Below are 11975 nucleotides of genomic sequence, written 5' to 3'. Positions count from 1 at the left end.
CATCTATTTAACTTCTGAACAGGCGCGAATACTGGGTTTCGTGCAACGCACTGGCCAGGGCAAGACCGGGCAGCACCGGGCCAAGCTCATCGTCATCAAGCGAAAGCGCCTGATCAACGGCAGTGACAAGTGCCGGGCGCAGTTGCTCGTTAACCCGCTGGGCAGCGGTGTGGCCCAGCGGCAGGGCCTTGCAGGCGACGGCCAGCTGATTTTCCAGCCACGCCCAGGCAAAGCCCAGCAGGGTTTGGCGAACGGACACGCCACGGGTATGGGCCGTGTAAGCAAACAGCGTTACATAGCCTGCTTGAGCCGGTAACAAGGGCGCTAGTGAGTCGTCACTTGGCATCAAGTCCAGGCTTTTCAACAAGCGCTTGAGCGAGGCACCCAATCGGCTGTCTTCAGCGGCCAGCTCGGCGGTTTCCCGTGTCGCCGCCAGCCACGCATCCCACTGGGCAATCGCATGGCTATCGCCTTCGCCAATGGCCTGGTGCAGCCGTGCCAGCACGGGTAACTCGCAACGGGTTAAGCCGTCTTCCAATACGCCGCTTAGCCACTCGGCCAGACTTGCTTCGTCACTTACCCAGCCAAGTTCGAAGGCGCTTTCCAGGCCTTGCGAGAAGGCAAAGGCCCCGATGGGCAGCGACGGGCTGACCAGTTGCATCAGCCCCAGCAGTGCCAACTCATCGTTTTGGCTGTTTTGCGCGGTGACATCAGTGGGCATGGTGATGCTCATGGCCGTGAGAATGATCATGATCGTGAGAATGGGCATGACCGTGTGCGTGGCCATGAGCATGTCCACCACCCACTTGGTTATAAGCACCCGGCTCAGGGTCGAAGGTGGCGTCGTGGTGCTCAAGCTCAGCGCCGAGCAGCTCGGCGAGCTCTTCCAGCACGTGGTCCGGCGGAAAACGTACCCAACCGCCCTTTTCATCTTCACCCAGCGCCAGCTGCACGTGGCGATTGCCCAGGTGGTAAGCCAGACGCGCCAGCGGTAAGCCAGCACTTACTCGCGCGGTCACCACCGGTTCTACGGCGGCGCAGACACGTACCACTTCGCCACTTTCCGCTTTTAAGCCTTCGCCGCTACGCAATACCGGGCCGCGATCCAGAAACAGCCCCAGTTCACGACCGCTGTCGCTTTGGGCTTTCAAGCGTCCGCGGATGCGCAGTTCAAAGGGCAGCGTCAGCGTGTCACTCGCTGCGCTCTCGTCTATCGGCCCTAAGCGTTCTATCAGTTTTAGCATGACTAGCGTCCTTCGCTGTCTATGCAGATGTGCCGGGGGTAGGTCTACGAGAGGGCGCTGTGAATACCTCCCTGTACGCTACTTTTGCCATCCATGGCAAAAGACCCTCTCTACGACCTACCCCCGTCACCTCTACCTAAATGGAATAGCCTCAATCAAAACAAGTGATACCGCTGAGCCAGCGGCAATTCGGTAGCAGGCTCGCAGGTCAAAATTTCGCCATCGCAGCGCACTTCGTAGGTCTGTGGATCGACGGTCAGCTCTGGGCAGGCGTCGTTGAGCTTCATGTCCTGCTTGCGTACCTGGCGTACGTTTTTACACGCCGCTAGCTCGCTGTTCAGCCCCAGCGTCTCTTTAATCCCCGCATCCAATGCTGCCTGGCTGACAAAGCTGAGCCGGGTCTGGCTGGCCGCGCGGCCCAGTGCACCAAACATGTAACGGTAATGCACCGGCTGTGGTGTGGGAATCGACGCATTGGGGTCGCCCATGGGGGCGGCCGCAATCATGCCGCCCTTGATGATCATCGCCGGTTTGGTACCGAAAAACGCCGGCTTCCAAAGCACCAGGTCCGCCATTTTTCCGACTTCGATGGAGCCGACTTCGTGGGCGATACCGTGGGTGATCGCCGGGTTAATGGTGTATTTGGCGATATAGCGCTTGGCCCGGAAATTATCGGCGCCCAGGGCTTCATCTTCAGGCAGCAGGCCGCGCTGCACCTTCATCTTGTGGGCGGTTTGCCAGGTGCGGCAGACCACTTCACCAACCCGCCCCATGGCCTGGGAGTCCGAGGCGATCATAGAGATCACGCCCAGGTCGTGGAGGATATCCTCGGCGGAGATGGTTTCGCGGCGAATGCGTGAGTCGGCGAAGGCCACGTCTTCGGGGATATTGGGGTCGAGATGGTGGCACACCATCAGCATATCGAGGTGTTCGTCGATAGTGTTGACGGTGTAGGGACGCGTCGGGTTGGTAGATGACGGCAGCACATAGGGCTTGGCGCAGGCGGTGAGGATATCCGGCGCGTGACCTCCGCCTGCCCCCTCAGTGTGGTAGGTGTGAATGCAGCGTTCTTTAAAGGCCCCCAGGGTGTCTTCCACAAAGCCCGACTCGTTCAGGGTATCGGTGTGGATGGCCACCTGAACATCGTAAACATCCGCCACGTTAAGGCAGTTGTTGATCGAGGCGGGTGTCGTGCCCCAGTCCTCGTGCAGTTTGAGGCCCATGGCACCTGCATTCAGCTGGGCTTCCAGCGACTCGGGCAGGCTGGCGTTACCCTTGCCCAGCAAGCCAATGTTCATGGGCATATCGTCCACCGCCTGGAGCATTTTGCCGATATGCCAGGCGCCAGGGGTACAGGTGGTGGCGTTGGTGCCGGTGGCCGGCCCCGTGCCGCCGCCGAGCATGGTGGTAATACCGCTCATCAGCGCTTCTTCCACCAGCTGCGGGCAAATGAAATGAATATGGGCATCCAGCGCCCCGGCGGTCAGAATCTTGCCTTCCCCGGAGATGATTTCAGTGCCGGGGCCAATCACGATCTCGACATCCGGCTGGGTATCCGGGTTACCGGCTTTGCCAATCGCGGCAATGCGGCCGTTTTGAATGCCCACGTCGGCCTTGACGATGCCCCACCAGTCCAAGATCAGCGCATTAGTGATGACCGTATCCATCACGGTGTCGTCGGCGCGCTGGCTTTGGCCCATGCCGTCGCGGATGACCTTGCCGCCGCCGAATTTCACTTCATCGCCGTAGTGGGTGGCGTCTTTTTCGACCTCGATCCATAGCTCAGTGTCGCCCAGCCGCACGCGGTCGCCTACCGTGGGGCCGTACATATCGGCATAGGCCTGGCGACTGATCTTGTTATCCGGTTTCATTGCTTACCTCCATCAAGCGCACCCATCACATCGCCGCGGAAGCCGTAAATTTCCCGCTTGCCGACATATGGGATCAGCGTAACTTCGCGGGTCTGGCCGGGCTCGAAGCGAATCGCCGTACCCGCCGCAACGTCCAGGCGATAGCCCCGCGCCTTGTCACGGTCAAACACCAGCGCCGGGTTGGCTTCGGCAAAATGGTAGTGCGACCCCACCTGAATCGGCCGATCACCGGTATTGGCCACCTCGACGCTGATGCGCTCACGCCCCACGCACAGCTCGATATCGCCGTCTTTTAACTGATACTCGCCGGGAATCATGGCGACCTCCTAATTAATGGGGGTGTGAACAGTGACCAGCTTGGTGCCGTCTGGGAAGGTGGCTTCCACCTGAACCTCGTCGACCATCTCGGCCACACCTTCCATCACGTCGTCACGGCTTAATATCTCGCGACCGTAGCTCATCAGGTCCGCCACGCTGCGACCATCACGGGCGCCTTCCATGATTTCAAAGCTGATCAGCGCGACCGCTTCGGGATAGTTGAGCTTCAAACCGCGCGCTTTGCGGCGCTCGGCAAGCTGGGCGGCAGAAAACAGCAGCAGCTTGTCTTTGTCTCTTGGGGTTAATTCCATGGGGCGTCTCCGTTAGCGAGTTATTAGGTTAGCCAAATTCTCGGCGTGTGCGCTTCACGCTCGATCCAAAGAGGGCGCAGCAGATGCCAGGCCTGCTCGCACAGCGTCCAGGCTTCATTGCGTGAGTTGCCCAGGTAGCGCAGTAACAATACGCCGTGACGCACAGTGACGGCCCAGCGGGGGTTGTCGGGCAGCGCTTCGCGCAGGGCCTCGATGGCACCCGTCGCATCGGCTATGCCCACTGCCCAGAGTGTGGCCTGTACCGTCGCGCCGCCTTGCCCCCAGCGCCCGGTAAAGCGCGGGTGCAAAGGATCGAGAGGCTGGCGTTCAAGCCACAGCGGCTTGCCGTCCAGGGTCAAACGAAAGTGCTGCTCAATGCGTCCAGACACATAGGGCAGCTCGCTCGCCGGGCGGCCCAGCGCCATGACTTCCCAGCCCAGGCAGCGGGCGCTGCCATGCAAATCAATCGAGGTGCGCTGCTCACCCCGCGAGCCGTCAAAGGCAATGGTTTCCTGGGGCAGCCACTCAAGGGTCCCGCCGTCTTCAACACGCAACTGGGTGTGCTGGGCCCATGAAACACCCTGGCTGTCGGCTTTATAGAGCTTGTTGGCGGCAGGCGTCGTCAGCAGCGCCTGGGCGCCGTTTTCCACATGGGCCTGAATGGTCAGCGCATCGCCGCTCACCAGCCCACCCGGCGGGTGCAGCAGGTAAACGTGGCAGGCCTCACCGCGGCCTTCCGGGTAAAACGGCCGCTGCACCCGTAATGGCCCCGAATGGCGCGCCTGCACCATGCGGGTGGCACCGCCGCGGTGGGCAAAGCGCAACGCCAGCGAGGCCGCCCAGTGCCGCTGATCATCGAAGCGGTGGCCGGAGGCAATAGATGGTTTGGCGATATCGCATAAAATCATAGGTAGCTATCGCGTCCTTACAGTAAGCCATTAGCTAACCAATGCAATTTATGCGCCAAAATGGTGAAAAGCGCTAAGCAACACTATTGGCAACGCCTAGCAGCGTTTTTGAGCGATACATCCTGCAGGGAGTTGCACCAAAATTGAACATTGAGAGATTAAAAAGCACCGCTAGGATGCATTCATATTACCGACGACTCAGCCAGATAAACGGGTCAAGTAGCGGATATCCCTTTAACAAGCGGCTAGTCGTGATAAACCACACTTTCTTTATCACATGTATTACTTGACGAGAGCCCAAGCAGCATATATATCAATTGATATATATTAAGTTTATCAAATGGGAGTTCGCCATGGATACCCACTTCACGCAATATCAGCCTCCAAAAGCAGTGGCCTCCGGATTCTGGCAACAGCTAGGGCTCCCTGCCAGGGGGCGCAAGCTGCATGAGCTGTTGCATCAAGGCGTGGAATACCGAGTTTATCCCCGGTTGGCAAAGGTATCGGGTATCGAGCAGAAGGCACTGGCAGGCTACGTCGACATACCCTCTGCCACGCTGAGCCGTCGCGCCAAGTCCGGGCGCTTCAAGATGGCGGAGAGCGACCGGCTGTATCGCTTTGCTGAGCTCTTCAAAGCGGCACTGGATCTGTTCGAGGGTGACGCCGAGGGTGCCCGTGCCTGGTTACTTAAACCCAATGCCGGGCTAGGCGGGCGCCGCCCCGTGGAAATGAGCGCTACATCAGCGGAATATCAAACGGTGCTTAACCTGATTGGGCGTCTGGAGCACGGAGTCTCGGCATGAGCGAGGTTGCCGCCTATCGGCTGGTTAAGCGCAAGTTTCAGGACATTGCTTTCGATGGTGAGGGAGCGCGCCTTTATGGCGGTCGCTGGAACAGCCCCGGTAAAGCCTGTGTGTATGTGGCGAGTTCCGAGTCGCTGGCGCTGCTGGAAATTATGGTGCATCTGGAAAGCTATCGACTGCTTAATACCTATGCGCTGCTGCGCCTGACGCTACCCGCCGAGAGCATCCTAAGCGTTGGAACGGAAGATTTGCCGGAAAACTGGCAAGAAGCCCCAGCGCCCGCAGAGACCGCCGAACTGGGTGATGGCTGGCTGGCGTCTGGCCAAAGTTTGGCACTTGCAGTGCCAAGCGTGGTGGTGCCGAGAGAGCTGAACTACATGCTCAACCCGGCACACCCCTTATTTGATCGAATCGTCGCGTCAGCCGAGGTGCTGCCCTTCCAACCCGATCCAAGACTTTGAACCGGATGTGGATAACTTAAACCGTCAAATGCTGCTGGATAAGTTCATCGGATAGCTCGCCGATATCGCCATTTGCCACGGGGCGGCCACGATCCATGATCACAAAGCGGTCAGCGTACTTGCGGGCAAACGGCAGCTTCTGCTCAACCAACAGCACTGTCAGGCCATCTTCGTTGATCAACTGGCGAATCACCTGGCCGATCTGCGAGACGATATTAGGCTGGATGCCCTCGCCGGGCTCATCCAGGATCAACAGCTTGGGTTCGATGACCAGGGCGCGGCCGATGGCCAGCTGTTGCTGCTGGCCGCCAGAAAGGTCACCACCGCGGCGGTTTTTCATTTCCTTGAGCACCGGGAACAGCTCATAGACCCGCTCGGGGATTTTTTTCACCCCATCACGGCGCGCGGCAAGGCCCGTTCGCAGATTATCTTCCACGGTAAGTAGCGGAAATATCTGTCGCCCCTGGGGCACATAGCCGATGCCCAGCCGAGAGCGTTCTTCAACGGCTTTCTGGGTCAGCTCGATCTCGCCCGCCTCACCGCTTGAGTAGCGCAAGGCGCCGCTTTTTACCGCGACCTCGCCCATCACGGCTTTCAGCAGCGTGGTTTTCCCCACGCCGTTACGGCCCATCACGCAGGTGCACTGCCCGGCGGGCACTTCAAGGTCCAGGTCCCAGAGGGTGTGACTTTCGCCATAGAACTGATTGAGCTTTTCAATGGCTAGCATCAGGCGGCCTCCTCGTCATCGGCACCCAGGTAGACCTCGACCACGCTGGGGTCGCTGGAGACTTGGTCCATGGTGCCTTCCGCCAGCACGCTGCCCTGGTGCAGCACGGTCACCTGGCGGGCAATCGACCGCACAAAGCCCATATCGTGTTCGACCACGACGACGGATTGCTTACCGGCTAAGCCGGTGAGCAGCTCGGCGGTACGCTCCATTTCCTGCTCGGTCATGCCCGCGACCGGCTCATCCACCAGCAATAGGCGCGGGCGTTGCATCAGCAGCATGCCGATTTCCAGCCACTGCTTCTGGCCGTGGGAAAGAATGCCAGCGGGTTGATAGCGCAGCGCGGTCAGGCCGATGGTCTCCAGCACTTCGTCAATGCGGTCCTTGACCTCGCCGGTCAGGCGGGCGGTGAGGGTCGGTATGATCCGCTTGTCCGCCGCCATCGCCAGTTCCAGGTTTTCAAATACCGAGAGCGCCTCGAACACCGTGGGCTTCTGGAACTTGCGCCCGATGCCCAGGCTGGCAATCTCGGGCTCGTTCATGTGCAGCAGGTTATGACGGCTGCCGAACCATACACTGCCCTCATTGGGGCGCGTCTTGCCGGTAATGATGTCCATCATGGTGGTCTTACCCGCCCCGTTGGGGCCGATAATGCAGCGCAGTTCGCCATCGTCGATGGTCAGGTTCAGTTTATTGATGGCCTTGAACCCATCGAAGCTGACGGTGACGTCTTCCATGTAGAGAATCGGACCGTGGCGCACGTCGACCGTTGAGGCCTGGGGCGTCATGAAGTCGAACACCCGGTCGCGTTCGGTAAGCGCTTGGAAAAAACTCATGCGGTTGCCTCCTTGTCCGGCGTCTCTGATGCCGTTGGCTCATCGTCTCGCCGCCGCTTCAAATGGCCCAGCAGTCCGGCGACCCCTTTGGGCAGGAACACCGTAACGAACACGAACAGACCGCCCAGTGCAAACAGCCAGGCATCGGGCATGACCCCGGTAAACACGGTTTTGGCATAGTTCACCAGCACCGCGCCGATTACCGCGCCGTAAAGCGAGGCGCGCCCCCCCAGCGCCACCCACAGGACCACCTCGATGGAGAAAATCGGGTCGAACTCGCTGGGGTTGATAATCCCCACCTGGGGCACGTAGAGCGCCCCGGCGCCCCCCGCCAGCATGGCGGAGACAACAAACACGAACAGCTGGAAACGCTCGACCCGGTAGCCAAGAAAGCGCGTTCGCGCCTCGGCATCGCGGGTTGCCACGCACACCCGGCCGAGTTTGCTGCCGACAATCGACCGGCATACTACATAGCCCAGCGCCAGCGCCACGCCGGAGGCAATGAACAAGCCGAGCCGGGTGGCCTCGCTGCGCAGATCAAAGCCCAGCAACTCGCGGAAGTCGGTCAGGCCGTTGTTGCCGCCAAAGCCCATCTCGTTGCGGAAAAACGCCAGCATCAGCGCAAAGGTCATCGCTTGGGTGATGATCGACAGATACACCCCGGTGACCCGCGAACGAAAGGCCAGCCAGCCAAACACCAGCGCCAGCAGCCCCGGTGCTATCAACACCATGGCAAAGGCAAACCAGGCCATGTCGAAGCCGTACCAGTACCAGGGCAGGCTGTCCCAGTTCAGGAAGACCATAAAGTCGGGCAGGATGGGGTCGCCGTAGGTGCCGCGATCGCCGATCTGACGCATCAGGTACATGCCCATGGCGTAGCCGCCAATGGCGAAAAAGGCGCCATGCCCCAGGCTCAAGATCCCCAGATAGCCCCAAACCAGGTCCACCGCAACGGCCAGGAGCGCGTAGGTTAAATACTTGCCCAGTAGCCCGACGGTATAGCCCGATACGTACAGCGGGTGCCCGGCGGGTACTGCCAGGTGGAGCACCGTCACGGCAATGACCGCGACGGTCAGAATCAACAGAAAGATCTGCGTCGAGCGTTCGTTGAAGGGTCGTGTTAGCCACATAATCGATTAGCCCTCCGCCGCCCGGCCCTTCTGCGGAAAGAGTCCGCGGGGGCGCTTTTGAATAAACAGGATGATGAATACCAGCACGATAATCTTGGCCAGTACCGCTCCCGCCCAGGGTTCCAGCACCTGGTTGATAATACCCAGCGACATGCCCGCCACCAGCGTACCCCAGAGGTTACCGACGCCGCCGAACACCACCACCATGAAGGAGTCGATGATGTAATTTTGGCCGAGGTTGGGGCCAACGTTGGTGAGCTGGGAGAGTGCCACACCGGCAAGCCCGGCCACGCCGGAGCCCAGCGCAAAGGTCATGATATCCACGCGTGTGGCACGAATGCCCATTGAGCGGGCCATGTTGCGGTTCTGGGTGACCGCACGGACCTCAAGCCCCAGCCGCGTGTGGCGCATGATCAGTATCAGGCCCGCAAACACCACCAGCGCAAACCCCAGCACATACATCCGGTTAAGCGTTAGCGACAGGGCGTCGTTGACCACCAGCGAACCGCTCATCCACTCCGGCGTAATCACCGTGCGGTTTTGCGGTGAGATCAAGGTGCGTACCAGCTGCTGAAGAATCAGGCTGACACCGAACGTAGCCAGCAATGTCTCCAGCGGGCGGCCTTTCAGGAACTGAATCACGCCACGCTCGATCGCCACCCCCGCCAGGGCGGACACCATGAACCCGGCCGGAATCGCCAGTATCAGCGCCAGCCCCGGCTGGCCGGGCAGCAGTTGCTGCATCGCCCAGGTGGTATAGGCACCCAGCATGATCAGCTCGCCGTGGGCCATGTTGATCACGCCCATCACGCCGAAGGTGATCGCCAGGCCAATGGCCGCCAGTACCAGCACCGAGCCCATGGAAAGGCCAAAGTAGAGCGTCTCGGCGGCGCGGTTGATTTTAAGGTTTTGCTCGATATCGGCCAGGGCGGCGGTGGCAGCGTCGGCTACCAGCGGGTCATCCGATTGGGCAGCCCGGCTCAACGCCACCCGAACGTTACTGTTCAGGCTGCCCGATAGCACCTCGACGGCCTCGACGTCGCCCTGGTTGAGGCGATAGACCGCCAGCGCCTGATTCAACCGATCGCGTACCGCGGCCGAGGGTTCGTTTTCCAGCCGGTTGGTGAGCGGCTCGACCTGAGCTTCCTCAACCTCGCCAATCAGCCGTTTCGCCGCGTCCAAGCGCGCCTCTTGATCGCCGTTATACAGTTCGACCAGCGAAATCGCCGAGCGCAGCTGGGTGCGTAGTGCGTTGTTGATGGTCAACCGATCCAGGTCGCGGCGGCTGACCTCGCCCATGGCTTCCCCGGTCAGGGCATCTTCAATGGTGACGTCCAGGCCCGTCGTTTCCAGCGCGATGACAAAACGCCCATCGTCTTTCAGCCGTTGCAGATCACTGTCCAGCAGGGCCTGTAACCAGACGTCAGCGCGCTCTTGCTCGCTTTCGATAATGGCGTTGATGGCCATGGCTTTGTCGTCGAATGAGCGGGTATCCAGTGCTTCAAGAAGCGCTTGACCATCGTCTTCCTGCGCCTGAACCGCCATGGGCAACCAGGCCAGCAGGCTGATGAGCAAGCAGGTGACGATCCTTGGCATGACGCGTGCCGTCCACGAATAGCAAGGCATCCTCATGGGTGAATCCTTCGAGTGGCGTGCCCCAGGCGTTGCCTCAAACGAGACATCGCCTGGGTAGATGAATAAGGTAATCGGAACAAACAAGGGGCGGCTTGCACCGCCCCTGACACGGGCTTACTCGGCCAGTGCTTCTTCAGCATCGCTACCCATGCAGCGGTTTTCCGCCACGTTGTAGTTGCCGCATTCCATGGGCTTGCGCCAGTCGCTGATCAAATCACGCGAACCGGGCAGGTAGTCCGACCAGGCATCGCCGGCCACAGTCGACGGGGTTTCCCACACCACGGCGAACTGGCCGTTGTCCTGAATTTCCCCGATCATTACCGGCTTGGTGATGTGATGGTTGGGCATCATCGCGGCCGAACCGCCCGACAGGTTGGGCACGGTCACGCCGATAATGGCATCTTTAACCGCATCCACATCGGTGGTACCGGCTTTCTGGACAGCCTCTACCCACATGTTGAAGCCGATATAATGGGCTTCCATCGGGTCGTTGGTCACGGCGTTGTCTTCGCCGGTATGCTCAAGCCAGGCGTCGATGAAGTCGTAGTTGGCATCGGTATCCACGCTCATGAAGTAGTTCCAGGCTGCCAGGTGGCCGACCAGCGGTCCGGTATCGATCCCGGTGAGTTCCTGCTCGCCCACCGAGAAGGCGACAACGGGAATATCGGCCGCATCGATGCCCTGGTTGCCAAGCTCACGGTAGAACGGCACATTGGCATCGCCGTTAACGGTGGATACCACGGCGGTTTTCTTGCCTTCGCTGCCGAAGCGGCCGATTTCCGACACGATGTTCTGCCAGTCGGAGTGACCAAAGGGCGTGTAGTTGACCATGATGTCTTCATCGGCCACGCCAAACTCTTCTTTCAGGTAGGCTTCAAGGATGCGATTGGTCGTACGCGGATAGACGTAGTCGGTACCCGCCAGCACCCAGCGCTCGACGCCGACCTGGTCATGCAGGTAGTTGACGGCCGGGATCGCCTGCTGGTTGGGGGCGGCGCCAGTGTAAAAGACGTTCTCGGAAGACTCTTCACCTTCGTACTGCACCGGATAGAACAGCAGACCGTTCAGCTCTTCCACCACGGGCAGTACTGATTTACGCGATACGGAGGTCCAGTTACCGAAAATGACGTCGACCTCGTCCTGTTCAAGCAGCTCACGGGCGCGCTCGGCAAACAGCGGCCAGTCAGAGGCAGGGTCGACCACCACCGCTTCAATATCACGGCCAAGCAGACCTCCCGCTTCGTTCTGCTGTTCGATCAGCATCTCGACGGTGTCTTTAAGAACCGTTTCGCTGATAGCCATGGTGCCTGATAGCGAGTGCAGGATACCGACCTTGATAGGGTCTTCGTCTTGCGCGATGGCCTGGGTACTGACCCCCATCACAGCGGCGGTTAGCAGGGCAGTTGAGAACACTCGAGACGTCTTTGGGTGTGTCTTGCGTAGGAAAGTGGTCACTTGAATCTCCTTGCACCCCTTATGCTGGGGGCTCGTTTATTGGCGTCGTATGCCAAGCAGCAAAGGCTGGTATACGTCCACTAGCAACAAACAATTTGCAAGGGCTGCGCCAGATTGGCACATAAGCAACTTATAAGCGCACAATCAGCAACTTAAGATAAGTCTAAAAAACCCAAAAAAGGCCGGAAGCACCAAAATAGCGCGGCTTCTGTTGGCGAGCGCACGCTGATCACGCACCACTGGCGCACAATGCACTGCGACCGTGCAAAAACGGGG

At 59.8% G+C, this 11975-nt stretch carries 13 protein-coding genes; 2 read left to right on the top strand and 11 right to left on the bottom strand.

All coding sequences use genetic code 11. The annotated features are described in order from the left end of the window. Positions 1–7: 7 nt before the first annotated feature. The 6 genes from NH395_RS07340 to NH395_RS07315 all read right to left on the bottom strand — a co-directional run bounded on the left by NH395_RS07340 (position 8) and on the right by NH395_RS07315 (position 4652). The gene (locus tag NH395_RS07340) at positions 8–721 is read right to left on the bottom strand and encodes an urease accessory UreF family protein (protein ID WP_253023686.1); all 714 of its coding nucleotides are present in this window, start codon (positions 719–721) and stop codon (positions 8–10) included. Continuing rightward, a complete protein-coding gene (gene ureE / locus NH395_RS07335) occupies positions 711–1244 on the bottom strand; it encodes an urease accessory protein UreE (protein ID WP_253023606.1) in 534 nt (177 codons plus the stop codon). The genes NH395_RS07340 and ureE overlap by 11 nt, the downstream gene beginning before the upstream one ends. Before the next feature lie 155 nt (positions 1245–1399). Beyond that, complete coding sequence (gene ureC, locus NH395_RS07330) at positions 1400–3115, bottom strand: urease subunit alpha (RefSeq protein WP_253023596.1); 1716 nt, start codon at positions 3113–3115, stop codon at positions 1400–1402. After that, positions 3112–3432, bottom strand: a complete 321-nt coding sequence (locus NH395_RS07325) for an urease subunit beta (protein ID WP_253023594.1) — start codon at positions 3430–3432, stop codon at positions 3112–3114. Before NH395_RS07325 ends, ureC begins: the two co-directional genes overlap by 4 nt. 9 nt (positions 3433–3441) lie before the next feature. Continuing rightward, the gene (gene ureA / locus NH395_RS07320) at positions 3442–3744 is read right to left on the bottom strand and encodes an urease subunit gamma (protein WP_066320888.1); all 303 of its coding nucleotides are present in this window, start codon (positions 3742–3744) and stop codon (positions 3442–3444) included. Between the two features lie 23 nt (positions 3745–3767). Further along, positions 3768–4652, bottom strand: coding sequence for an urease accessory protein UreD (locus NH395_RS07315; protein ID WP_253023592.1), 885 nt, complete (start codon positions 4650–4652; stop codon positions 3768–3770). Between the two features lie 353 nt (positions 4653–5005). Between NH395_RS07315 and NH395_RS07310 the strand changes: the two genes are divergently transcribed. Beyond that, positions 5006–5455, top strand: coding sequence for an antitoxin Xre/MbcA/ParS toxin-binding domain-containing protein (locus NH395_RS07310; RefSeq protein ID WP_253023590.1), 450 nt, complete (start codon positions 5006–5008; stop codon positions 5453–5455). After that, positions 5452–5916: an RES family NAD+ phosphorylase gene (locus NH395_RS07305; protein WP_253023588.1), complete on the top strand. Its 465-nt coding sequence runs from the start codon at positions 5452–5454 to the stop codon at positions 5914–5916. Before NH395_RS07310 ends, NH395_RS07305 begins: the two co-directional genes overlap by 4 nt. Positions 5917–5932: 16 nt before the next feature. On the opposite strand, the gene urtE is transcribed toward NH395_RS07305, so the two are convergent. From urtE to urtA, 5 genes are all read right to left on the bottom strand, one after another. Further along, the gene (gene urtE / locus NH395_RS07300) at positions 5933–6643 is read right to left on the bottom strand and encodes an urea ABC transporter ATP-binding subunit UrtE (protein WP_253023586.1); all 711 of its coding nucleotides are present in this window, start codon (positions 6641–6643) and stop codon (positions 5933–5935) included. After that, positions 6643–7479 (bottom strand): urea ABC transporter ATP-binding protein UrtD, encoded by an 837-nt coding sequence (gene urtD / locus NH395_RS07295; protein WP_092824650.1) that lies wholly within the window; start codon positions 7477–7479, stop codon positions 6643–6645. Before urtD ends, urtE begins: the two co-directional genes overlap by 1 nt. Next, on the bottom strand, positions 7476–8609 hold the full coding sequence (gene urtC, locus NH395_RS07290; RefSeq protein WP_253023584.1) for an urea ABC transporter permease subunit UrtC: 1134 nt from the start codon (positions 8607–8609) through the stop codon (positions 7476–7478). The genes urtD and urtC overlap by 4 nt, the downstream gene beginning before the upstream one ends. A gap of 6 nt (positions 8610–8615) precedes the next feature. After that, positions 8616–10154, bottom strand: coding sequence for an urea ABC transporter permease subunit UrtB (urtB, locus tag NH395_RS07285; protein ID WP_253023684.1), 1539 nt, complete (start codon positions 10152–10154; stop codon positions 8616–8618). 204 nt (positions 10155–10358) lie between these two features. After that, positions 10359–11699 (bottom strand): urea ABC transporter substrate-binding protein, encoded by a 1341-nt coding sequence (gene urtA, locus NH395_RS07280; RefSeq protein WP_253023576.1) that lies wholly within the window; start codon positions 11697–11699, stop codon positions 10359–10361. Between the last annotated feature and the right edge of the window lie 276 nt (positions 11700–11975).

It is taken from the genome of Halomonas sp. Mc5H-6 (assembly GCF_024124705.1).
Lineage (GTDB): Bacteria > Pseudomonadota > Gammaproteobacteria > Pseudomonadales > Halomonadaceae > Vreelandella > Vreelandella subterranea.
Note: the sequence above shows the minus strand (reverse complement) of the source record. Positions and strands in the feature narration are given on the sequence as shown.

Excerpts from the sequence above, each read along its gene's own strand:
- NH395_RS07340 (WP_253023686.1), bottom strand. The coding sequence starts at position 721 with ATGCCCACTGATGTCACCGCGCAAAACAGCCAAAACGATGAGTTGGCA.
- ureE (WP_253023606.1), bottom strand. The coding sequence starts at position 1,244 with ATGCTAAAACTGATAGAACGCTTAGGGCCGATAGACGAGAGCGCAGCG.
- ureC (WP_253023596.1), bottom strand. The coding sequence starts at position 3,115 with ATGAAACCGGATAACAAGATCAGTCGCCAGGCCTATGCCGATATGTAC.
- NH395_RS07325 (WP_253023594.1), bottom strand. The coding sequence starts at position 3,432 with ATGATTCCCGGCGAGTATCAGTTAAAAGACGGCGATATCGAGCTGTGC.
- ureA (WP_066320888.1), bottom strand. The coding sequence starts at position 3,744 with ATGGAATTAACCCCAAGAGACAAAGACAAGCTGCTGCTGTTTTCTGCC.
- NH395_RS07315 (WP_253023592.1), bottom strand. The coding sequence starts at position 4,652 with ATGATTTTATGCGATATCGCCAAACCATCTATTGCCTCCGGCCACCGC.
- NH395_RS07310 (WP_253023590.1), top strand. The coding sequence starts at position 5,006 with ATGGATACCCACTTCACGCAATATCAGCCTCCAAAAGCAGTGGCCTCC.
- NH395_RS07305 (WP_253023588.1), top strand. The coding sequence starts at position 5,452 with ATGAGCGAGGTTGCCGCCTATCGGCTGGTTAAGCGCAAGTTTCAGGAC.
- urtE (WP_253023586.1), bottom strand. The coding sequence starts at position 6,643 with ATGCTAGCCATTGAAAAGCTCAATCAGTTCTATGGCGAAAGTCACACC.
- urtD (WP_092824650.1), bottom strand. The coding sequence starts at position 7,479 with ATGAGTTTTTTCCAAGCGCTTACCGAACGCGACCGGGTGTTCGACTTC.
- urtC (WP_253023584.1), bottom strand. The coding sequence starts at position 8,609 with ATGTGGCTAACACGACCCTTCAACGAACGCTCGACGCAGATCTTTCTG.
- urtB (WP_253023684.1), bottom strand. The coding sequence starts at position 10,154 with ATGGCGGTTCAGGCGCAGGAAGACGATGGTCAAGCGCTTCTTGAAGCA.